The 23,491-nt window shown below is 40.3% G+C and carries 22 protein-coding genes; 12 read left to right on the forward strand and 10 right to left on the reverse strand.

From position 1 onward, the window contains the following. Window positions 1-43 precede the first annotated feature (43 nt). A complete protein-coding gene (locus tag B5354_RS11445; RefSeq protein ID WP_079528891.1) occupies window positions 44-1,957 on the reverse strand; it encodes an LTA synthase family protein in 1,914 nt (637 codons plus the stop codon). 251 nt (window positions 1,958-2,208) lie between these two features. On the opposite strand from B5354_RS11445, the gene B5354_RS11450 reads away from it, so the two are divergent. After that, window positions 2,209-2,664 (forward strand): DinB family protein, encoded by a 456-nt coding sequence (locus B5354_RS11450; protein ID WP_079528893.1) that lies wholly within the window; start codon window positions 2,209-2,211, stop codon window positions 2,662-2,664. 111 nt (window positions 2,665-2,775) lie between these two features. Here B5354_RS11450 and B5354_RS20505 read toward each other — a convergent pair whose 3' ends face one another. Continuing rightward, window positions 2,776-2,922, reverse strand: a complete 147-nt coding sequence (locus B5354_RS20505; RefSeq protein WP_176142467.1) for a hypothetical protein — start codon at window positions 2,920-2,922, stop codon at window positions 2,776-2,778. Between the two features lie 83 nt (window positions 2,923-3,005). Between B5354_RS20505 and B5354_RS11455 the strand changes: the two genes are divergently transcribed. From B5354_RS11455 to B5354_RS11465, 3 genes are all read left to right on the forward strand, one after another. Next, window positions 3,006-3,575 (forward strand): biotin transporter BioY, encoded by a 570-nt coding sequence (locus tag B5354_RS11455; protein ID WP_079528894.1) that lies wholly within the window; start codon window positions 3,006-3,008, stop codon window positions 3,573-3,575. A 113-nt stretch (window positions 3,576-3,688) separates the two neighbouring features. Beyond that, complete coding sequence (locus tag B5354_RS11460) at window positions 3,689-4,819, forward strand: CapA family protein (RefSeq protein WP_079528896.1); 1,131 nt, start codon at window positions 3,689-3,691, stop codon at window positions 4,817-4,819. Between the two features lie 128 nt (window positions 4,820-4,947). Further along, window positions 4,948-5,280 (forward strand): winged helix-turn-helix transcriptional regulator, encoded by a 333-nt coding sequence (locus B5354_RS11465; RefSeq protein ID WP_079528897.1) that lies wholly within the window; start codon window positions 4,948-4,950, stop codon window positions 5,278-5,280. Window positions 5,281-5,578: 298 nt separating this feature from the next. On the opposite strand, the gene B5354_RS11470 is transcribed toward B5354_RS11465, so the two are convergent. After that, window positions 5,579-6,298, reverse strand: coding sequence for a sulfite exporter TauE/SafE family protein (locus B5354_RS11470; RefSeq protein WP_079528899.1), 720 nt, complete (start codon window positions 6,296-6,298; stop codon window positions 5,579-5,581). Between the two features lie 225 nt (window positions 6,299-6,523). On the opposite strand from B5354_RS11470, the gene B5354_RS11475 reads away from it, so the two are divergent. Further along, window positions 6,524-6,769, forward strand: coding sequence for a DNA alkylation repair protein (locus B5354_RS11475; protein ID WP_079528900.1), 246 nt, complete (start codon window positions 6,524-6,526; stop codon window positions 6,767-6,769). A 106-nt stretch (window positions 6,770-6,875) separates the two neighbouring features. Here the strand turns inward: B5354_RS11475 and B5354_RS11480 are convergent, their stop codons facing one another. The 3 genes from B5354_RS11480 to B5354_RS11490 form a co-directional block, all read right to left on the reverse strand. Then, entirely contained in the window at window positions 6,876-7,472 is a 597-nt protein-coding gene (locus tag B5354_RS11480) for a hypothetical protein (protein ID WP_079528902.1), read from the reverse strand. Window positions 7,473-7,481: 9 nt separating this feature from the next. Then, complete coding sequence (locus B5354_RS11485; protein ID WP_079528903.1) at window positions 7,482-8,654, reverse strand: ParM/StbA family protein; 1,173 nt, start codon at window positions 8,652-8,654, stop codon at window positions 7,482-7,484. Between the two features lie 402 nt (window positions 8,655-9,056). Then, window positions 9,057-10,259, reverse strand: a complete 1,203-nt coding sequence (locus B5354_RS11490; RefSeq protein WP_079528905.1) for a class I SAM-dependent rRNA methyltransferase — start codon at window positions 10,257-10,259, stop codon at window positions 9,057-9,059. 184 nt (window positions 10,260-10,443) lie between these two features. On the opposite strand from B5354_RS11490, the gene B5354_RS11495 reads away from it, so the two are divergent. From B5354_RS11495 to B5354_RS20900, 4 genes are all read left to right on the forward strand, one after another. Next, entirely contained in the window at window positions 10,444-10,860 is a 417-nt protein-coding gene (locus B5354_RS11495) for a MarR family winged helix-turn-helix transcriptional regulator (protein ID WP_079528906.1), read from the forward strand. Window positions 10,861-10,870: 10 nt separating this feature from the next. Continuing rightward, window positions 10,871-12,076, forward strand: coding sequence for an MFS transporter (locus B5354_RS11500; protein WP_079528908.1), 1,206 nt, complete (start codon window positions 10,871-10,873; stop codon window positions 12,074-12,076). A 116-nt stretch (window positions 12,077-12,192) separates the two neighbouring features. Next, window positions 12,193-12,549, forward strand: coding sequence for a DUF488 domain-containing protein (locus B5354_RS11505; protein WP_079528909.1), 357 nt, complete (start codon window positions 12,193-12,195; stop codon window positions 12,547-12,549). A gap of 17 nt (window positions 12,550-12,566) precedes the next feature. Beyond that, a complete protein-coding gene (locus B5354_RS20900) occupies window positions 12,567-12,701 on the forward strand; it encodes a hypothetical protein (RefSeq protein WP_281252732.1) in 135 nt (44 codons plus the stop codon). 47 nt (window positions 12,702-12,748) lie between these two features. On the opposite strand, the gene B5354_RS11510 is transcribed toward B5354_RS20900, so the two are convergent. Beyond that, window positions 12,749-14,098 (reverse strand): dipeptidase, encoded by a 1,350-nt coding sequence (locus tag B5354_RS11510; protein WP_079528911.1) that lies wholly within the window; start codon window positions 14,096-14,098, stop codon window positions 12,749-12,751. A 145-nt stretch (window positions 14,099-14,243) separates the two neighbouring features. Here B5354_RS11510 and B5354_RS11515 point away from each other — a divergent pair, with 145 nt between their 5' ends. Then, window positions 14,244-15,896: an SLC13 family permease gene (locus tag B5354_RS11515; protein ID WP_079528912.1), complete on the forward strand. Its 1,653-nt coding sequence runs from the start codon at window positions 14,244-14,246 to the stop codon at window positions 15,894-15,896. A gap of 331 nt (window positions 15,897-16,227) precedes the next feature. Here B5354_RS11515 and B5354_RS11520 read toward each other — a convergent pair whose 3' ends face one another. Beyond that, window positions 16,228-17,082, reverse strand: a complete 855-nt coding sequence (locus B5354_RS11520) for a MurR/RpiR family transcriptional regulator (RefSeq protein WP_079528914.1) — start codon at window positions 17,080-17,082, stop codon at window positions 16,228-16,230. 136 nt (window positions 17,083-17,218) lie between these two features. Between B5354_RS11520 and gnd the strand changes: the two genes are divergently transcribed. Then, window positions 17,219-18,115: a phosphogluconate dehydrogenase (NAD(+)-dependent, decarboxylating) gene (gene gnd, locus B5354_RS11525; RefSeq protein ID WP_079528915.1), complete on the forward strand. Its 897-nt coding sequence runs from the start codon at window positions 17,219-17,221 to the stop codon at window positions 18,113-18,115. A gap of 68 nt (window positions 18,116-18,183) precedes the next feature. Next, window positions 18,184-19,725 (forward strand): gluconokinase, encoded by a 1,542-nt coding sequence (gene gntK, locus B5354_RS11530; protein WP_079528917.1) that lies wholly within the window; start codon window positions 18,184-18,186, stop codon window positions 19,723-19,725. A 61-nt stretch (window positions 19,726-19,786) separates the two neighbouring features. Here the strand turns inward: gntK and B5354_RS11535 are convergent, their stop codons facing one another. Both B5354_RS11535 and B5354_RS11540 read right to left on the reverse strand, forming a co-directional pair. Next, window positions 19,787-21,835, reverse strand: coding sequence for a catalase (locus B5354_RS11535; protein ID WP_079528918.1), 2,049 nt, complete (start codon window positions 21,833-21,835; stop codon window positions 19,787-19,789). A 150-nt stretch (window positions 21,836-21,985) separates the two neighbouring features. Next, window positions 21,986-23,473, reverse strand: a complete 1,488-nt coding sequence (locus tag B5354_RS11540) for a glutamate synthase subunit beta (protein ID WP_079528920.1) — start codon at window positions 23,471-23,473, stop codon at window positions 21,986-21,988. Window positions 23,474-23,491 lie beyond the last annotated feature (18 nt).

Here is a 23,491-nt window from a genome sequence, read left to right on the forward strand (position 1 = left end):
GTTGAGCAAAAAAACCCCCACCGTGAATGGTGAGGGCTTCTGATTATTCTTTTGGTTTCTGCTTCTGTTGTTCATCGATGGGTTCGACTACTTTTGTTTCATCTAGATACCTTAGAAGGTCTCCATAGATAACTGAATCTGACATGTTCAGCTCTTCTTTGGCTTGCTTAAAGAAGGGCTCACATTTTTCTGATTTGATTTTTTCACCAGTTTGCCTGTCATAGCAGGCACCTTGAATGCCTACATATTTTTCACTGGCAAAATCTCCATCACGTGTAATCATTAGCTGACGGCGCTCTTCACTTAATAAATCATGTCCAAATTGGATAGGGTTATTACCTTCAATCCCTAGCATGTTCATTAAGGTAGGACGTAAGTCAACTTGACCTCCTACTGTATGGTTCTCTTGCGGCTCAAGACCTTTTCCATAAAACAGTAGTGGTACTTGCTGAAGCTGGAACTGTTCAAATTCATTGATATCCTTACCTAGATACTCACCCATAGCTTTCTGGTGGTTTTCTGAGATACCAAAGTGATCCCCATAGATCATTAGAATCGTATTATCATAGAGTTCTGATTGCTTAAATGCTTCTACAAATTGTTTTAATGCCTGGTCTTGATAACGGATCGTTTGGAAATAGCGGTTTAATGTTGCACTGGACGTATTTCCTTCTTCAATGAGCTTCTTATCTTCTGGTAAGGTAAATGGATAATGGTTTGTCAGTGTGATCATTCTAGTATAAAAAGGTTCCTCCAAATTCTTCATCTTTTCCAATGATTGAGCGAAGAAATTTTCGTCTAACAATCCCCATCCATAAGAATTCTCTTCTGTTACTTTGTAGTCCTGTTTCGAGAAATACTTATTGATACCTAAAGAATCATACATGACGTTCCTGTTCCAGAACGTTTTGTCATTAGCATGCATAACACTCGTAGAATATCCGTTTTTACTCAGAACTTCCGGCATAGCCTCATACTCATTGCTAGAATGAGTAAAAAATACAGCTCCACGATTTAACGGATACATAGAATTCGCTAAAAGAAACTCAGAGTCTGACGTACGACCTTGTTTCACTTGATGGTAGAAGTTATCAAAATAAATCCCCTCTTCCTTCAAGTCGTTAAAGTACGGCGTAAGTTCCTGGCCATGAAGCTCTTTACCCACAACAAATTCTTGTGTACTTTCTAAGGAAATGGCAATCACATTTTTCCCTTCAATAATACCTTCGTATTTATCACTCGAAGGTGTACTTGTTTCATTTAAATAATTTATGACAGGAACGAGCTCGTTACTATCCGCCAGCGTTCTCTTCATTTCCGTCTTCCCTTGAAGAACGGCGTCATAGACATGATAGTTTATAAGACCAATAAATTTAACTAGCTTATTACGGTCAAATGTCCGCTCGAGAAGATCAGTCCGCTCAGTTTCTGCCCATGTAAGGTTAACTAGAAAAAGAGGAATAGCTACAATAGCTAAAATTAAACCCTCTTTGCGCTTTGGTAAAAACAATTGCAAACGTTCTGGCTTTAAATAGAATAGTAGAAAAGCAGCGATGACAACGTCAATAAATAACAAAGCATCAGTCGGAGCCATGATGTTTGTAATACTGCTCCCCATTCCAGCCAAGTTGGCAACTTGCTCTAGCATCGGAATCGTAATAAAGTCACTGTATTCCCTATAGAACAGGACGTTTGCATAAATAAGCAAAGAGCCAAGAATATAGGAAACCAGCATCCCTTTCCGGCCAGCTAATAAAATGCCGATTCCAAAGATAAGAAGAATACTGCTTAACGGGTTAAAAGCCATAATAAAAGCTTGATTTGTATTTTCTACACCCAAATCAAAAATGCTACTCTGGACGTAATACATCTTGATCCAGAACATTCCGATCACAATTGCGTAGGCGATTAATTTCATTTTTGTATTTTTATTAAAATAATTTTTTCCTTTAAACATTTTGTAAAACCTCCGTTAAATTACACTTACTCATTTTACATTAATTTTACTCTCTTTTGAACCTTTAACCACCTTCTTTTAACTAAATGCAATAAATGTAACACTATATACAACACATCGTTACGAAAAAATAGTCATAAAATACCACTTAATTCTTGTCCATAACATTTAGACGTTTTTAATTGACTATTGGTTACAAGAAATATAACTTTTATTATGAAGAGTAAGTATATTATAGGAGGGGCAGTATTATGAGTAAAAGCGCACAATTAATTGATTATCTGATGTCACATCGAGAAGTAACGAATGAATTAGCAGCGAAGATCGAACCTAAAGATTATTCGTTCAAGCCTACCCCTACATCAATGGAAGCTCAAAAACTCGTACATCACATTCTTGAATCTACTTATACTTTTGCCAGGTTGGCTAATAAACAGGAATCTGAGAAACTTTTTGAAGAAAATGACCCAGCAGACTTATCTGAACGTGCGCATGCTTATACAGAGTCAACTGTGAAATTGCTTAGCAAGTTATCAGATGAGGATTTTGAACAGACAATAGATGTCAGCCATATCTTCGGAAGAGAGATGACTGCCGGTCAGCTGTTGAATATGGCTATCGATCATGAGATTAACCATAAAGGAAATTTATTTGTTTACGTCAGGGAGATGGGACATACAGATCTCCCAATGTATGTGAAAGCATAAAAAGGCTGCAAAAGGCGCAATACCAAAATATTACGGTTAGGCCGCTATATAAATATATTGACTTAAGGAGCGGACTGCAGAGGGTGCAGCCGCTCCTTTTTAAAACCACTTTTATGAAATGGAAATGAAAGGATGACCTGAGGTGGCCTCTGCATGATTGTAATCTACGATACTTGCACCTAATTTCATTTGTTGACGATACACCCGCATATTATGATTAGTGGCTATACAGAACAGAACTAATACGAGCACATGCACACTTTTCGCTCCTACAAAGTTATCTTCACTTATGTTAACCTATATTAAAATAGGTTAACATAAGTGAAGAGGAGTGATTAATCGTGAATGAACAAAGCAAAAAACTAAGAGCCCTTCTTAATTGTTCTATCTTTGCAGCAATCACCGCTATTTTGGCACAATTCGAAATTCCCCTCCCTCTTGTCCCTATAAGTGGACAAACTTTGGCCGTAGGTATTACAGCTACAATTCTTGGCAGTCGGCAAGGGACAGCAGCGATGGTATGTTATGCAGCGATTGGAGCGATTGGTATTCCGGTTTTCTCTGGATTTAGCGGAGGTATTCAAGTTCTGGCTGGCCCTACCGGGGGTTACATTTTTGGGTTTATTGCAGCTGCTTACATAACTGGTTTTATTCTAGAGAAAACAAGCTTCACCGTTCCTCTGGCTATAGCTGCTAATACTCTCGGAATGATTGTCATCTTGATTTTTGGAGCAGTACAATTGAAATTTGTAGCAGGATTAGGGTGGGGAGGAGCTCTCAATGCGGGTGTTTTTCCCTTCATTGCTGTAGGTTTGATCAAAGCCTCCTTAGCCTCATGGATAGGCATAACCATTAGAAATCGACTGCTTCAGGCTAGTCTCATTCCCATGCCAGATAAAAAGCCAGCATAGCAATGCATAACCTGACCATCTGAGGTCAGGTTTTTTTTGTTATAATGGATGACAAAGTTCGCGTTGATTCGATTTATACGCTTACTACATAATAAAAAGGATTGTGATCATCTATGCGGTTATATCCGATATTCTTTCTTCTTATCGCTTTTTTATTAAGCGCTTGTGAGGAGAATACTCCTCCACAAGAATCCCAGCCTGCACCATCTTCACATATTTCTCTTAAGCAAAAATCAGCTCCCGAGCGGCCTTCCTCTATAAGTATTTCAGCGGTTGGCGATGTGCTCATTCACGATCGGGTTTACAATGATGCTAAGGTGAAGAATGGCTATAACTTTATGCCCATGCTTAAACAAGTAAAGCCATACTTAGAAGATACCACGATCACAATAGCTAATCAGGAAACAATGATTGGTGGAAAGGAGCTAGGCTTATCCGGTTATCCAACGTTTAACAGCCCTAAAGAAATTGGAAACACTTTGAAAGAATTAGGGGTAGATGTTGTTACCCTGGCAAACAACCACAGCTTGGATCAAGGAGAAAGCGGCATTCGCAATGCCATCCGCCATTGGAATAGTCTAGGTATGATGTATACAGGTGTTTATAAAAGTAAAAAAGATCAAGAACGTATCCGCGTTTATGAAACAGAAGAAAAGATAAACGTATCCTTTCTGAGCTACACTTACGGAACGAACGGAATTCCCGTTCCAGAAAACAAGCCTTACCTCGTAAACTTAATTAACAAGGGAAAAATGAAACAGGATATCAGTAAGGCAAAGAAGGTGAGTGATGCAGTCATTCTGAGCCTTCACTTTGGAAAACAATACGAACCCTTTCCTTCACAACGCCAAAAAAACCTTGTTCAATTCGCTGCAGATCAAGGGGTTCAGGCTGTAATCGGCCACCATCCTCATGTGCTTCAGCCAATAGAATGGGTGGAGGGACAGCAAGGGAACAAAATGCTCGCCGTTTATTCCCTGGGAAATTTCTTTTCAGGGCAGGACGCTTTTCAGAAACGAGTCGGGGGTATTATAAAATTCAATTTGGTGAAGGACCATGGAAAAGTTGAGGTAAAAAAACCACGATTTGTTTTGACGTACGTTACTTCCTCTGGACCACACAATTACGAAGTGATCCCTATGCATAAATTAACTTCTAACGAGTTATCAAACTATAAGCAAGTCATAAAAGAAAAGAAACAACACCTTTCGCAATGGATGCCTGGCCTTTCCTTTATTGAATAATGGAAAATAAGTTATAGTTATTACTATTAGTAAGTTCGTTAACTAAAGTTAGTTATTTTAACTAACTAAATAAATATGATTTAATAACCTTATTTTCCGTGGTATAATGAGTAAAGGAGTGATGAGACATGAATAAATCAATATGTCCTCGTTTTGAAAAAGCAATCGGCCTCCTTAGCCAACGCTGGACAGGTTTAATAATTTATCAGCTGTTAGAAGGAAAACAACGTTTTTGTACCATAGAATCTTCGATTGGTATAAGCGGAAAAGTTCTGTCTGACCGATTGAAAGATATGGAAAAAAACGGATTAGTTAAACGAGACGTGTTCCCTGAAACGCCAGTTCGTATTGAATATTCTTTAACCGATAAAGGTTTATCTTTACAACCAATAATGGATGATATAGAGAAATGGGCTCATGATTGGATTGAGCTCGGAGAGGAAGAACCATTGACTAAATAATCATAGGATAAGGCTCTGTTGTGGCAGGGCCGTTTTTTATGTAGATCTTTTAAAATACAACTGAATTCTTAGACGGATAAACATATAGTGCTATTAATTGGAAAAAGATAAATTTTTGCTTTTTTTGCCTCACAACACTTACTACTTGCTTTAACGATACAGACTTTATTTAGATGCCTGTAAAGCAGAGGATGAAACAAACATTCTTCAATGATTGAATTTATAGGTACAAAAGGGGCTTTTAATAATGTTAAATAGCAGCTATATCGCCAGCCGATACAGGCTGTCTTTTTTTATTTTAAAAAGTGCTTTCTACCAGTAAGTAACATCCAGTAAACAGTAGAATAATGTACGTGATAACTTTAAATTTAGCTGGACTCACCCATTTAAAAAGTTTCTGTCCCAAAAATAACCCTATGATTACTAAGGGCAGTGCGATTCCGCTCGATATCCAAACCGTTCGGTCCGTACCTGCAACGATCATCTGCATGACTAGACTTGCTGAGTAAATAAACAAGTAAAAAGCCAGAGTAGTTGCTCGAATTTTTTCCTTTTCTGTTTCTGTTCCCGCGAAGTAAAGCAATAAAGGCGGGCCAGGCATCCCAATACTCGTTGTTAAAGCTCCAGATATACCACCAGTAAAAACGTCTCTTCTCCTCGTCTGTTTCATACGGAAAGATAGCATTAAGAGAAAGGTAAGCAACAAGATTACTATGCTTACCGCTAACTTCAACTGAACCGTATTAACCTTTAGGAAGATCCCGATTCCTACCACTAGCCCAAACGCACTCCCCTTGATTAACCTTTTCAATATAAGCACATCAATATCACGACGAATCTTTCTGATTAAGGCCAAAGAAATGATCAAGGATAATACTAAGTTAATTTGAATTGCCTCTCTTGGTTCAAACAGCAATAACAAAAAAGGTGTTGCCATAATGGAAAAACCAAACCCTGTACTTGTCTGTAAAATAGAAGCAGCTACAATAATTCCCATGAACAAAATTACGACATCCATCTCAACATCTACCTTTCATACCTGAAAAACACCCTACTTATTGCCAAACTGCTTTTTCAATAAAGTAAATCGTTTACTTTTATGTATTGTTCTCATACTTTGTATAAATTCGTCGATATTTCCCGGGAAATGTCCGCCAAAAATTTTCACCTTTCTGAGTTTATCTGCTATTTTTTGTATAATCAGACAATAGTTGTACAAAATATAATCCTGGAGGTGATCTATATGAATCCTTATCTATGTCCAAACTGCAAGACAAATCGCTCGAGGTTTAATAAAATCAAACAACTTTCTACTGCTGTTCAACTTGATCCAAGAACTGGGGAAGTATTAACGGAATGTGGCAGCGGGCAATTAGCTTCCTTCCATATGGATTATAGAGGTCCAGAGTATAAAGTGCAATGTGGGGTATGTGGGTTGATTGAAGATGAAAGAACTTTTCTTGCTTTCGCAGAACATAATCCATTATAGAGAACTGTAATTATAAAGCAGTTCTCTATGGACTCAGTCCATCATTCTGAATAGATTAGTCCGCGAATTTGAAAAACCAAAAGCTGCGATAGCTTTTGGTTGATTTTCATCTATTCATACTCGAAAGAAAGTCATCCAGCATGCCTTCTTCTTCCTCTTCTTCATTTTCTTCCGACTTTTCTTGATGTAATTCATCCTGGAGACTGTCTAAGTTTAAATCACTTATGTCGTTGTCATCATACTCCACAACTTCTTCTTCCTCTTCTTTACGCTCTTCTTGAAATTCTGCTTCTTTCGCACTTTCATCTGACGTAGTCGCAGCCGTTTCCTCTTGAAGAAATAAAGCTTCATTGATGTCTACAGCATTGCTGTTTAAGGAAGCCAGCAGACTCATGGCCCTTGTTGGATCTATCATAAGCTGATAAATAATGCTTCCCATAAGCGCTTCTGAGTGTTCATGTTTGATCCAGTTTCGTTGTTCTTTTGTAAGTTTTCGAGGCAAAGGGATTGTGACGGTTTCCTTATCCTTTGAGATCGTTGAGCTGACTCCGTCCATAACATATTGGGCAATCTTACTGGAAAAATTCCTCCGCTCTTTTTCTTTTAGATCAGAAAGACTTTTCAATATATGATCGGGCGTGTCAGAAGGGACACGGAATGTAATGGATTGTCCCCTCTCCACGCTTTTTTTGGCATTACTCATTCAATCACCTTACTTTGATGATGAGGCAGTTTCGGTTTTCTTATCGACTTTCTCAGATTTACGCACAAAGTCAGAAATGAGTTTGTAATACGCATTGGCCATCATCCAAATGCTTTCATCTTCATCTTCAAAAAAGTCAATGTTGAAGCCATCCAGCTTGTTGTTGAGGGTCTTGATGTAGTCTTTAAGTACTGCAGAACCTCCGCCGACAAAATAGCAAATCTCGGACTGAGAATTCTTCTGCCAAACGTTTCTTAAAAAGCGGTACTGTTTCTTAGCGAGTTCGAGCAGAATACGGTCTGTAATATCATGAACACTTGTACGACTACCTTTAACCATAATGTGATGACGATCATTTTTTCGGGTAATAATATCTACCACATCACGACGACTATCCAACTCTACTCCATGTTTTGTTAGAATTTCATCCCTTATCTGTTCCAGTGATTCAGATACTCCCAAGTTATAGCCTTGAGCCTTATCATCATCAACATTTCTATTTCTGATGACCGCAATATCTGTTGATAGACCACCAATGTCTTGTATGAGAATTTGTTTATCAATAAGCTCCTTATTGGTAATCTTCAAGTCATTATCCATAACAAGATTAACAAACGCAGCAAATCCTTCTGGATAAACCTTGACTTCATCAAATTTAATATTTACTTTCATCCCCTGATATTGGGGTGTTACTAGAAATTCTACTTGGTGAACGGAACCGAGCAGCTGGGAACGATAACCTACGTCCTTTCCTTCTTTCACTTCTCGTAATGGTAACCCTGTACCCAATGTATAGTTTGCATCTACTACGTTATTCTTGGAGGATTTAGCATCCTTATTTGATACAGCGTCTAACGCTAGAGAAGCAAACAGCATAACCAATGTCTGATCTTCTTCCGATTTACTGCTACCTGGATCTAGTTCGGTAGAATTATCACTTTTAGCAGCCAGATTTCCCACACGATAAATAGCGTTATTTTCATCTAAAGCAGGTGAGTGCACTCTAATATGTATATTATCAAGCGGGTCTTTATCGTCTAATTCTTCAATCCCAATAACAGGACGGTCTTCCAAGTCTCTAGCCATAACGTTAGGGATGTATAACTCAGATTCCAGTTTCCCGAAGTTTGCTTTTACTGCATCATTGCCTACATCAACAGCAGCAATTCTTGATTTTGTCATTTAAATCTCTCCTTTTATTCAAATGGCAGGTTACTAGAAATAACCTAACTCTACTATCAAACATATTAAAGTTCTTCTTAATAGTCAATGCGCCATTTTATGCATTCTTTTACGTACACTTGCGTGCAAAATTGTTTTCTTGCAATCTATTTTGCAAGCAAGTTGTTAAACCAGTTTGTATTCAATTTTGCATACTTGCAAACATTTTTGAGTACTCGTTGCATTCATAATGTTTTCTTGTGTGCTTTTTTGTGTGCTTATTATATTGACACATAAAAAATCCGAACTGATTTCAAAAGATATTGTCCGGATTAGTAGATGCTTAATTCAGTTTTGTTCTAACCTGAGTCCAAAAAATGATGGTGAGGAAAAAATAATTTAAAGGGAGGCTATAAAGGATTCTTATTTACCGCCCTGCTTCTGAATAAAGAGAACTTTAAGGTAATTACCCTCTTTAAATTGGGATATAGTTTTATAATCCTCTGGAAGGGAGTATTCTTCAATTAATTTATAGTTTATATCAGATTCCTTAAAGGCTTGGTCAACAAAGGACTTGAATTTTTTCATATTAAATTTACTGCAATTCGTAGAAGCAACAATTATGCCTCTGTCCTCAGTTATTGAGATTGTTTCCTTTAGAAGACTGGTATAGTCTTTCTCTGCCCGAAAAGTAAATTTTTTGGAGCGTGCAAAGCTAGGCGGGTCAAGGATAACTAAATCGAATGATTTATTCTTTCTATTCGCATATTTAAAATACTTGAACACGTCATCTACAATAATATCGTGTGCTTCATAATCAATACCATTTAAACTAAAATTCTCAATCGTTTTCGCATAGCTTCGATTAGCTAAATCGACACTAGTTGTTTGGGAAGCACCGCCTAATGCAGCAAATACTGAAAACGCACCGGTATAGGAAAAAGTGTTAAGGACATTTTTCCCGTAAGCATATTGATCCCTTATGATGCGTCTAACCTCACGTTGGTCAAGAAATATCCCCACCATTGCTCCTTCATTTAAATAGACCGCGAAGTTCACGCCGTTTTCCTTCACTATGATAGGGAAGTCACCGCGCTCCCCTTTTACAAATTCATCTTCCTTTATATACTGACCTTGCTTGCCAAAGCGTTTCTTTTGATAGATAGCTTTAAAATCGACATTGTTCTCTAAAGAACTAATCACATAGTCGCTAAATGAAAATATCCCTTCACTATACCAGTTAATTAAATAATATCCGTCAAAATAATCAATGGTAAATCCGCCAATGCCATCGCCTTCCCCGTTAAAGACTCGGAATGCAGTTGTTTCGTCATCCTGGTATAGTTTACTGCGATTTTTTACTGCCTTTTTCAATTTTCTATCAAAAAAGCTGGCATCAATGGTGTCTGATTCGTTGTGGCTGATTACCCAGCCATAGCCTTTGTTTTGTTTGCCATAATAAGCTTTCCCAATAAATTTCCCTTTCTCATCAATAAGCCTCATTAAAGTGCCTTCTACTAACAATGTTTTCGGAAGCACCACTGCTTCCTTGAGAATCAGTGGATAGCCTTTTCTATATTTATTTGCATATTTATTGCGAACCGTTATGTTTATTTCGTTAGACATTCCATTTTCCTGCCCTTTCGTGTGGAATTATACCATCTAACATATCACAAAATCGTATGACCACCTAATAGATGGAGAAACAATCCCTTATCTCTGATCCAAAATTCTTTACAAAGCCATCAATTTCTTATACGATAGCCATTATGCACATTACTTACCTAGGTAAATAAATGGAGTGAAACATATGAAGTCTTCTAATCATAATCTGGTACACCTTTTAAACCAGCAAGTTCGATTATTAAATAAACAGATTAATGAAAAGTTAAATGAATTTGGTTTATACACATCACAGTGGTCTATTCTCTATTGTTTATACAAAAATGGCCCAATGACCCAAACAGCCATCTGCCAATATTTAAACGTTGAAGCCCCTACTGTTACTCGTACTCTAACCCGTTTGGAGGAAAAAGACTGGATTACTCGAAAACCCGGCTTGGATAAGCGAGCTCGTATCATCCAGATCAAGGAGTCTACCTTCGATCAAGTAGCAGAATTGGCCAATATCATCAGAACATATGAAGATGAAGAACTTCTTGGGTTAACGAAAGAGGAAGAACACCAATTAAGAACGCTTTTAAACAAACTTGGAACCAAGGAGTGAATAAACAGCTATGACAAACAAAAAAAATCCGATTTGGACTAAAAGTTTTGTAAGTATTTCTTTAACCCAGTTCGTGGTATTTATCACATTTTATACATTACTTACCACATTACCTATTTACGTTATAAATAACATGGGGGGAAATGAAGCACAGGGCGGGTTACTGGCAACAATCATGCTTGTTGCCGCGATTCTTGTCCGTCCATTTTCCGGAAAAATCCTTGAAAGGACCGGTAAAAAGAACGCCCTTTTGATGTCAGTCCTCCTATTTGCTGTCACCACCTTTTTATATATGTGGATTAATGAGTATGAGGCATTGCTTGCTTTAAGATTTTTCCATGGACTATCCTTTGGGGTGCTAACTACGGCTACGGGAGCTATTGCAGCAGATGTCATTCCTCCTGAACGTCGTGGTGAAGGACTTGGATATTTTGCTATGGCTATGAATATCGCAGTTGTTGTAGGGCCATTTATTGGTTTGTCCCTGTTACAATTTGCGACATTCCAAACTGTTTTTCTTACCTTAAGCTTATCTATGGTACTTGGCGTGATCTGTTCTTGGCTTGTATATGTTCCACAGCAAGCAGAAGAATTCCCTGCTCCTGTTAGAAAAAAGTTATCGTTTCACGATCTATTTGAAGTTAAAGCACTGCCCATTGCGGCCATAAGTGGTTTAACTGGTTTTGCCTACTCAGGCATCCTGTCATTTATCTCTTTATACGCTAATTCCTTAGGCTTAGCGTCTATTTCCAGTTACTTCTTTGTCGTATTTGCCTTATTAATGATTTTATCCCGACCTTATCTTGGGCGTGCTTTTGACGTAAAGGGGCCAAGCTTTGTCATTCTGCCCTGTTTAATGATTTTTGCCATTGGACTCGTAAGCTTGAGTTTCACACAATCTGCGTGGGGCTTATTGATTTCAGCTGGATTAATCGGCCTTGGCTATGGCTCCTTATTGCCAAGCTTTCAAACGATGGCCATCCAATCGGCATCAAACCACCGAAGCGGACATGCTACGGCCACATTTTTCACACTATATGACTCAGGGATAGCTCTCGGATCTTATGTGTTAGGTCTGCTTATCACCTTTACTAGTTTCTCAGCTCTTTATGTCATGAGTGCTGTTATTGTATTACTGACTGCCGGGTTATTCCATCTCTATCAATCTAGGCGTCGACAGCATTCTCAAGAGGCACACACTACCCTGAATGGATAGCTGGATTTGGCTTGGTCGGCTAATTTTCCATTAAGAGTTTAAAAGGTTTTTTTTACATTGAAAAAAGGGTATAACCTTACTAATGGAATATTATTATAGTAGAGAAGGTGATTCGGATGTCAATTGTACTGCAACGAATTTATGATGAAGAAAAGCGTACAGGAGGTCATCGAATTCTAATCGATCGCGTGTGGCCGAGAGGAATATCTAAAGAGGATGCTGATCTTGATCAATGGATGAAGGAAATCGCGCCAAGCTCTTCTTTAAGAAAATGGTTTGCTCATGACCCTGATAAATTTGACGAGTTTAAGCAATCCTATCAACAAGAGATTGAGCAAAGTTCTGAGAGGCAGGATAAGCTGGCCGAGCTAAAGGAGATGGCAGCGAATGAACGGCTTGTTCTCCTGTTCGCTGCCAAGGAAACGAAATATAATCATGCTGTTGTTCTTAAAGAATTGATTGAGAATCAATAATAGAGGATGGTGTGATCATGAAAGAACATGTAGGCGAATGCTCCCTATGCGAGAAGGAAATCTATTGCTTAGATGGGTTTCTGGATGGTGAAGTATCAGAAGATAAGACCCTGTATTGTTTTGAATGCGCAGCCAAACAAGAAGAATCGTAATGTAATGAGGCAGCCTCTCGTAAAAAGAGTGGCTGCCTCATTTTTCGTTAAAGCGAATTTAAGTACTCACAAACGGTTTCGATCCCTTTTGTAAAATTATCAATGTGAAAATGTTCGTTTGGAGCATGGAGGTTTTCCGACGGCAGTCCAAATCCCATTAGCACAACAGGAGTGTCGAGAACTCTTGCAAACACTTCAACGATTGGGATCGATCCCCCTTCTTTCGGGAACAGCGGGCGAACACCATATACCTTTTCATAGGCATCAGCTGCCTTTTGAAGCATAGCTTCTTGAGAATTCAGAGAAACAGGCTTGGCCTGTATCAGCGATTTCGTTATAACCTGGCTTCCCTCTTGCTTATGTTTTTCTAAATGCCGTTTAATCAGCTTATAGATCGTCTGAGGGTCCTGCGCTCCTACCAGTCGGCAGCTTATCTTTGCGCTAGCCTCACAAGGCACGATCGTTTTAACCCCCTCCCCTTGAAATCCTCCTGTAATTCCATTGATTTCAAGCGTTGGACGGATCCCGGTTCGTTCTTGAAAAGTAAACCCTTCTTCTCCGTATAAACTGTCTAACCCTAATTCGGCTTTTGTTCTTTCATCATTAAAAGGAATGGCTGCTACTTCTTCTCTAAGTTGATCCGTTACGGCAGGAACCCCCTCGTAAAAATTCTCTACGGCGACACTTCCGCTTTCGTCGTGAAGGGAATCAAGGATACTTACGAGAGAATGAATCGCATTAGGTACACCGCCGCCGTAGGAACCAGAATGCAAATCAGTATTCGCTGTCTTAACGTTAACGTTCACAGCAAGAGCTCCTCTAAGTGAAGTGCAAATGGCTGGCTGACCTTTTTCAATAAAGGAAGTATCAGATATAAGTACGGCATCCGCAGAGAGCATCTCCTTATTTTCATGTATAAATGACGGCAGATTCGGACTTGCTATTTCCTCTTCTCCTTCAATACAAAACTTCACGTTAACAGGAAGTGATCCATGCTCCGCCATTAGGAGTTCTAACGCTTTTATATGAATAAACAATTGTCCTTTATCATCGGTAGCCCCTCGAGCATAGATTTTATGATCCCTAATAGCTGGCTTAAAGGGCTCTGAATCCCAAAGTTCAAGAGGATCAGCAGGCTGGACATCATAATGGCCATAGACAAGGACAGTTGGTTTATCATTGGCATGCAGCCAGTCTCCATAAACTATCGGATGACCCTTAGTTTCTATAACCTCGACATTTTCCATTCCTATTTCATTAAGAGCAGCAGCTACCCAATTTGCCCCTTTATGTACATCTTGTTCATGATCTGATAAGGAAGAAATACTCGGAATCCTCAAGAAATCTTTTAATTCTTCTAAAAACCTATCTTCATGCAGATGAATATTTTCTCTCATATTAAAACCTCCGAAAAGTTTAGTTATCTGTATTATAATGGAGTTTAACATCGATTTACAAAATTTCACTAGTGTAAATGACTTGAAATTCAGTCAATTTCGTAATAGTTTTAAAGTTCAAATATTTATAAAGGAGGAATAACCTATGAAATATGCAATTTCTCACTGGTGGAATGATATGTGGAAACTTCACCAGCAAGCGAAAGATTTATTAAGTTTTTTTGCAAGCGGAAACACAAAAGCTACCGAAGCTTCTGGGAATAACGAAAAGTCTCAAGATAGTAATAATGGTGATGGCAGTGAGCCGCCTGTAAACTACAAATCCAGTCAAAAAGTTGGTCTATTGCTTGGCCCGCTATTATTTGTTCTTACACTAATCTTCTTCAATCCTGAATCTTTATCAAGTGAAGGACAGGCCATCTTGGCGTCGACTATATGGATTGCAACCTGGTGGATTAGCGAGGCTATTCCTATTCCAGTTACTTCACTGTTGCCTATTGTCCTATTCCCAGTTACTGGCGGTTTAGACCTTGATACTACAACATCATCCTATGGCTCTGATACTATATTTTTATTTATGGGTGGATTTATTATTGCATTGGCAATGGAACGTTGGAACCTGCATAAGAGAATCGCACTCGGTATTATCGCTGCGATTGGGACGAATACAGAGCGTATCATCCTCGGCTTTATGGTTGCCACTGGTTTTCTGTCCATGTGGATCTCAAATACAGCTACGGCCATGATGATGGTCCCAATTGGTCTCGCTATTATTTATCAAGTGGCTGACTCGTTAAAAGACGACCCAATAGACACCTCTAAGGAAAACTTTAATTTTGGTAAGGCCCTTATGCTCGGAATTGCCTACTCTGCATCCATTGGCGGGCTCGGTACTTTGATTGGTACTCCCCCGAACACCATTTTCGCAGGTATTATTGATGAACTATACGGGATAGATATTTCCTTTGCGCGCTGGATGTTATTTGGTGTACCAATTGCTATCGTGTTATTGGCCATAACCTGGGTGTACCTTGTTAAGGTTGCTTATCCAATGAAGTTGAAAGAGATTCCCGGAGGCCGCAAAGTCATTTCACAAGAACGAAAAGCATTAGGAAAAATGAGTTACGAAGAGAAGGCTGTTATGACCGTATTCGTTATTACAGCACTAGCCTGGATTCTACGCTCGTTTGTTCTCTCTTCTCTTATACCTGGTATTGACGATGCAATCATTGCTATTGCTGCATCAATTGTCTTATTTATCATTCCGGCTCGAAATAAGAAAGCAAAAGCTTTAATGAACTGGGATACTGCCAAGGAACTGCCATGGGGGATTCTCTTACTGTTCGGTGGTGGATTGGCTATTGCAGCGGGTTTTAGAGACTCGGGACTGGCCCAATGGATTGGAGAGCAGCTCACCATATTAGAAGGGATATCTTTCTTTATCATCCTGCTTGCAGTGATTACTTTAGTTATTTTCTTAACAGAAATTACATCGAATACAGCAACAGCAACCATGATGTTCCCTATTATGGCATCGCTAGCTGCTGCGATTAATGTACACCCATACAGTCTAATGATTGCAGCCGGCGTAGCCGCATCATGTGCGTTTATGCTGCCAGTGGCTACACCTCCCAATGCGGTGGTATTCGGCTCAGGTTATCTCAGAATCCCTGATATGGCGAAGGCAGGATTCTGGCTAAACATTATCTCCATCTTCATATTAGCTATAGCCGTATATTTCTTAATACCACTAGTGTGGGGAATTACCTTAACCGAATTCCCTAGTAATATGCGCTAACGCAAAAACCTTGGGAATAAATTGGTTTTATAACAATATAAACCACCTCAGGTCATCCAGAATATGGATGACCTGAGGTGGGAATAATTTGAATATAAAACCCCACCTTTACTAGGCGGGGCAGACGTATTAAAACAGTGAAATTATGAAGCCTATAACTACGATTAACCCGATTATCATTAGAATAGTTCGTATCAAAAGAACACCCTCTTTTTGTAGTAATCTTAGTTTCCCTATTCCTTATTATGCCCATTATGAAACAATTACGCCGAAAATTCGTACCTTCTTCCTGTTTTACATTGTTTTTCCCTACTGAAAATCACCCCTTTTTCTATAATCGTTTTAATGCCATAGCCTTACGCATATTCTGCAAAGCTTGATTCCCACTCTGTTCCCTGGCCATCATCACATTCGTGTACAAGGCATCGATAATACTTAATTGTGCAATTCGCGAGGAAAAAGCTTCTGAACGAAAATCAGTCTCCTCAGCTACCGTATATAAGGGGATATCAGAAGCTTTTGTCAGTGGTGATTTCGCAAAGTTTGTAATACTAATCGTTTTCACTTGATTATCTTTCAACACTTGCAGTACGTCCAAAGTGTCTTTCGTTGTGCCAGAATGCGAAATCACGACAGCCACATCATCTTTCGTCAACTGTGAAGCAGCCATCAGCTGCATATGCGACTCTAGTTGGGCATTCACTACAAGCCCGCTGCGAATAAATTTATGATAAGCATCCAATGCTACAACAGCAGACCCGCCGCATCCAAAGAAGTCAATTTTGCGTGCTTTTAAGATAACATTTACTGCTTCTGTGATCGTTGTGCCATCAACAATTTGCATCGTACTTTCCAAAGTTTTTATGTTTGACCTGAATACCTTTTCCGAAACGGTTGAAAAGCTATCTCCATCATCAATCTTGTCGTGAATGTCTTTCATAGGGGTAACAATTTCCGCAGCAAGCGCTATCTTTAATGCTTGATAACCCTTAAACCCAATTCGTTTACAAAAACGAAATACTGTTGATTCTGCTACGCCTAGCTCGTCCGAAACTTGGTTAATAGTATGGTGAATGATTGTTTCAGGGCTGTTCAGAATGTAATCGGCTATTTTCTTTTCTTTATCACTGAATTTTCCATAGCTGCTTCGTATTCTTGCTAATCCATGCTGTGTTTCATTCTCCATTGCTCGATCTCCTCGCTTCATGATACTGGTTTTATTATATAAGAAAAGAACTAACATTAATATATTGAATACGGAAAAATTTTTGATATAATTACAAACATACGGAAAATATTTTTTCCACCAAGGAGGAACATATATGAAAATCGGCATGGTAGGTCTAGGTAAAATGGGCCTGAACTTAACATTAAATTTACTGGATCATGAACATGAAGTAGTGGGATACGATACAGATTTAACTGTTCAAGACAGTGTTTCACACGAAAAGTTCTCTTACCAGGACTCGCTAGCGAAACTTGTCCATGAACTTCCTACTCCCCGCGTCATCTGGATGATGGTTCCTGCAGGGAAGATCACTGGTTCCGTTATTGACGAGCTGTCAAATCATTTAGATGCTGGGGATATGTTAATTGATGGCGGAAACTCCAATTACAAAGAAACCTTAGAACACGCAGAAACTCTCGAAGAAAAAGGGATCTACTTATTTGATTGTGGCACAAGCGGCGGTACGGATGGAGCTAGAAATGGTGCATGCACGATGGTAGGCGGACATCCTGATAAATTTAAACATATTGAACCTCTTTTCGAAGCCGTTTCCATCGAGAATGGCTATCTATATACAGGGAAAGCGGGCAGCGGCCACTTTTTAAAAATGATTCACAACGGGATCGAATACGGAATGATGCAGTCCATTGCTGAAGGCTTTGATATTCTTAACAAAAGTGAGTTTGATTATGATTACGAGAAAGTTGCTAAAGTATGGAACCACGGTTCCGTTATTCGCTCATGGTTAATGGAGCTGACAGAGCAGGCCTTTTCTAAAGATGCAAACTTGGATGAAATCAAAGGGGTCATGAATTCCTCAGGTGAAGGAAAATGGACGGTAGAAACAGCACTGGATCATCAAGTTGCCGCACCTGTTATAGCTCTATCCTTAATGATGCGTTATCGCTCATTGGAAGATGATACGTTTACAGGTAAGGTTGTTGCCGCTCTTCGTAATGAATTTGGCGGTCATGCTGTTGTTAAGAAATAAGATAGTATTCGGGCAGATGCGACTGCCCTTTTTCTTTTTCCAGGAATGATATGACGAGGAGGTCCACCATGAACGAACAGTATTATTTAGGCGTCGATATCGGCACTACAAGTACAAAGGCGGTTCTTTTTAATAAAAAGGGAGACATCAAAACGCAACATACGGTCAATTACCCTCTTCACACCCCGAACCCGCTAGTAGCCGAACAAGACCCTGCGGAAATCTTTGAAGCGGTACTCGACACCATTCGCGAAGCCATGAACAAAGGTGAAATTTCACGAAATCAGCTTCAATTTATTTCATTCAGTTCAGCTATGCACAGTTTAATTGCAGTGGATAAGGATGGGGCGTTATTAACGAACAGTATCACATGGGCAGATACGAGAAGTGCAGCACACGCAAGGGACATTAAAGAAAATCGTAATGGCCACGAGATTTACATGCGGACAGGCACCCCTATTCACGCCATGTCTCCTTTATCAAAATTAGTATGGCTAAAATCTGAGAAGCCAGATGTATTTGCTAAAGCAGCTAAATTTATTTCGATTAAGGAGTATGTTTTTTATCAGCTATTTGATCAATATGTAATTGACCATTCGATCGCTTCAGCCACAGGCTTGTTTAACTTAAAAGAACTGGATTGGGATCAGGAGGCTTTAGCATTAGCGGAGATCAATCCTGATCATCTCTCTTCTCTTGTACCGACTACCCACTCATTAACAGGTTTAAAGGAAGAATATCAGCAAATTCTCGGGCTTTCCGAACAAACTCCATTTATCATTGGCGCTAGTGACGGAGTACTTTCGAATCTTGGTGTAAATGCGGTTGACCCTGGGGTAATTGCAATTACGATTGGAACAAGCGGTGCGATTCGTACAGTATCTAACGAGCCCCGAACGGATCCAAAAGGGCGAATCTTCTGTTATGCGCTAACCGAGGAGCACTGGATCATCGGCGGCCCTGTCAATAACGGTGGAATGGTACTGAGGTGGCTTCGCGATGAGTTTGCTGCAGCCGAAGTAGAAACCGCTGAACGCCTAGGTATCGACCCTTACGATGTATTAACCCGAATCGCGTCTACGATTAAACCCGGTTCGGATGGACTGCTTTTTCATCCATTCCTTACAGGTGAGCGAGCTCCACTATGGAACTCGAGTGCACGAGGATCCTTTTTCGGCTTAAGTATTCACCATAAGAAACAGCATATGGTAAGAGCAGTGTTAGAAGGGATCATTTATAACTTATACACGGTTCTGCTAGCCCTTGAAGAATTAACTGGGGAACCTAAGCGTATCCAAGCTACCGGCGGGTTTGCCAGGTCTGAGATGTGGAGACAGTTGATGACAGATATTTTCGATAAACCTGTTGTCGTACCTGAAAGTTATGAAAGCTCCTGTCTGGGGGCTGTAGTTCTTGGAATGTATGCTACTGGGGAAATTGAAGACTTTAGTGTGGTATCGAATATGATCGGCCAGACGCATACCCATCAGCCAGAAAAGGAAACCACAGAGGTTTATCGGGAACTTCTCCCTATATATATCCGGCTTTCCCGTTTACTGGAAGAGGAATATAATTCGATTTCTGACTTCCAGCGCAAACATATAAATTGATTGCAAAAAAAGCAGCCTGATCTACTTTCTGAAGTAGATCAGGCTGACTTTCACATTAACCTTATACTAATTGACGATCCCAATAACGGTGTGACGCAATCGCTTCGCTAAACTCTTTAGCAAACCCACTTGGATCATCTCCAAGTACAACCCCTTTGCTAGTTGCGAGATCCGCTTTTTTTAACCATTTTTTCCCGTCATGAGTAGCTCCAATTGGTTTAAAGTGTTTGAAAGCTTCATCAATAAAGTACATAGCATCTTGATGGAACTTTTCGCTAATCTTGCTTCCACCGACAGCATAGACAGCATCAAACAACACTGAATCGACGGTTAAAAAGGTGTGATCCACTTCGAACTCTGCATGGTTTGATCCTTTCACGGTACCCAGCCTTTCGCTGATAATTTCAGGAATCACTCCTTCAACTTTTAAGGCAGCTAATACGGAAGAAACTTCTGCCCCATCAAAACCTTCAGCAACAAGCACAGCCACTTTTCTCGTTGATGGCTTTTTCTTCGTATTTTCCTGGCTCAAGGCAGGTGATGATTTTGTAATATCAGAACCTCCGCTTTGAGGACGATCTACCCCGATGTTATCGGCAATTGCTTTCGCAAGATCCAGACTGACATTCGCAAACATATCCACATTTTGCTGCTGGACAGATTTGTTCTCTACCTTGCCAAGTTCAAAACTAAATGCAGAAATAATATGTTCTTTTTCAGGTTCACTCATACTGTTCCAAAATAGTGTGGCCTGGGAGAAATGGTCCTTAAAGCTTTCACTGCGCTTTCTAACCTTGCGTCCTTCTACTTTCTCCTGATAATGTACATAGCCGCCCTCCTCCTCACTAGAAGTGGCAGGCGTATTGTCAGCAAGTGAATTATTGTGGTAGCTCACAGGACCTTGATTAATCGTCATGCGGCCATAGCCGTCACGCTGATTATTGTGATAAGGGCAAACCGGTCTGTTGATCGGCAACTCATGGAAGTTCGGACCGCCTAGGCGGATTAACTGTGTATCTGTATAGGAAAACAAACGGCCTTGCAGAAGCGGGTCATTAGAGAAATCGATTCCCGGTACAACATTTCCGGGGTGAAAGGCAACTTGTTCTGTTTCTGCAAAGACATTATCAACATTCCGATTCAACGTCATTTTTCCAATGATTTGAACCGGTACATCTTCCTCTGGCCATAGTTTCGTCGCATCCAGTATATCGAAATCAAAGTCGAATTCATCTTCCTCTTTGATGATTTGAACCCCAAGCTCATATTCAGGAAAATCTCCATCCTCAATAGACTGATATAGGTCACCACGATGGAAGTCAGGGTTCTTCCCGCTTATCTTTTGAGCCTCATCCCACACGAGTGAATGGGTTCCTAATACAGGTTTCCAATGAAATTTAACAAAGTGCGCTTCTCCTTGGTCGTTTACCAGGCGGAATGTATGGACTCCAAACCCTTCCATCATACGGAAGCTTCTAGGAATTGCTCTGTCTGACATCGTCCACATCACCATGTGAGCCGCTTCCTGGTTGTTAGCAACAAAGTCCCAGAACGTATCATGGGCGGTAGCAGCCTGTGGCATCTCATTATGAGGTTCAGGTTTGAACGAATGGACTAAATCAGGAAATTTAATCGCATCTTGTATAAAGAAAACGGGGATATTGTTCCCCACCAAATCGTAGTTCCCTTCTTCTGTGTAAAATTTGGTAGCAAATCCTCTGGCATCACGAACTGTTTCAGCGGATCCTTTAGAGCCGGCTACCGTTGAAAATCTCACAAAAACTGGAGTTTTTACGGATGGATCCTGTAGAAAACCAGCCTTCGTATACTCTTTCATAGATTCATAGACTTGGAATTCCCCATGTGCAGCAAAACCACGAGCATGGACAGCTCTTTCGGGAATGCGTTCATGGTCAAAGTGTGTCATCTTTTCACGGAAATGGAAATCCTCCATCAGTGTAGGTCCACGCTCTCCCGCTTTTAAAGAAAATTCATCTTCTGAGACTTTAACTCCCTGGTCTGTGGTCATTTTCTTCCCAGTGTCATCAGATCTAAATTGCTCTAATTGCTCATTTTTTTTATTCTTTTTTCTATTATACCCGTCACTCATCTGTAATCCTCCTTATGGATGAAGATGGAATGAACCTTTACTCTGATATCGTACCCGTTCACGAGTCATTTAAACTCATTTCAATCTATCTATAAGAGATAGAAAAACACCTGCTCCCTCGAGCAGGTGTTAGCATGATACCTATAGAATTTATGGCAAAACCGTTTCGCCTATTAAATAACGATCACATTCACGGGCGGCTTCTCTTCCCTCATTAATTGCCCAAACGATCAAGCTTTGTCCGCGGCGCATATCACCAGCTGAGAAAATCCCTTCCTCATTAGTCGAGTAATCTCCGTACTCCGCCTTCACATTCGAGCGATTATCTGTTTCAATTTCAAGCTTTTCAATAAGATCTTGTTCAGGGCCGCTGAAGCCTATTGCTAACAGTACCAGGTCAGCCTTCCATACTTTTTCCGTACCTGGAATCTCCCTGCGTTGACGGTTGCCGTCTTCATCAAAGACTAATTCCACATTAATTGTGTGGACTTCTTTAACGTAACCATCCTCATCCCCGACAAACTTCTTAGTCATGACGGAATAGGCCCTCGGGTCACGACCAAATACAGCTCCTGCTTCTTTCTGGCCATACTCGACGCGATGGACGATTGGATATTGAGGCCATGGGTTCGTCAAGTCATCACGGGATTCCACTTTCTTATCGTAAATATCGAATTGAGTCAGACTCTTACAGTTATGACGGACAGAGGTTGAGATACAGTCAGTCCCGGTGTCTCCTCCTCCGATCACAATAACGTCTTTCCCTTCAGCTGAAATATAATTTTCATCCTCGTGGTTTGAATCTAGTAAGCTCTTTGTGTTGGCGTGAAGGAAATCCATTGCATAATGGATACCCTTCAATCCTCTTCCTTCAGCTTCAATATTACGCGGGATGGTTGCCCCGCCACATAGAATAATAGAGTCAAACTCTTCACGCAGGCGTGAGACTGGATAATTTCGCCCCACCTCTGTATTTGTGACAAACTTAATTCCTTCCTGTTCTAACAAGGAAACTCGGCGTTCAACTACAGAATATGGGAGCTTCATTTCCGGAATCCCGTAGGTCAGCAGTCCCCCAACACGGTCATTACGTTCAAAAACAGTCACCGTATGCCCCGCTTTATTCAACTGGGCGGCTGCTGCAAGCCCTGCTGGTCCTGATCCCACTACAGCCACTTTTTTACCGGTGCGGCTTTCCGGGGGCTCTGGTACTACCCAGCCCTCGTCAAATCCTTTCTCTATAATGGAGCGTTCCACTGTCCGAATAGCTACCGGTGGTTCATTAATCCCCAGTACACAAGCTCCTTCACATGGAGCCGGACAAGCGAATCCAGTAAATTCAGGGAAGTTATTCATTTCGTGTTCTTTTTCCAGGGCTTCCTTCCATTGACCCCTATAAACAAGGTCATTCCATTCCGGAATTAAATGATAGACGGGACATCCTGTCGTTGACCCATTGATCTCCATTCCTGTATGACACGTTGGGACACCGCAATCCATGCAGCGTGCTCCCTGTCTCTGAACCTCTTCATCTGACATTGGTATCGTATAGTCCTGCCAATCTTTCGTACGCGTTACCGGGTCTCGCTCGTCTTGAGTCTGACGTTGATATTCCATAAATCCAGTCGGCTTTCCCATCGTATCCCCTCCTTATCG

Origin of the sequence: Halobacillus hunanensis (genome assembly GCF_900166655.1) — a bacterium.
In the GTDB taxonomy this organism is placed as follows: domain Bacteria; phylum Bacillota; class Bacilli; order Bacillales; family Halobacillaceae; genus Halobacillus_A; species Halobacillus_A hunanensis.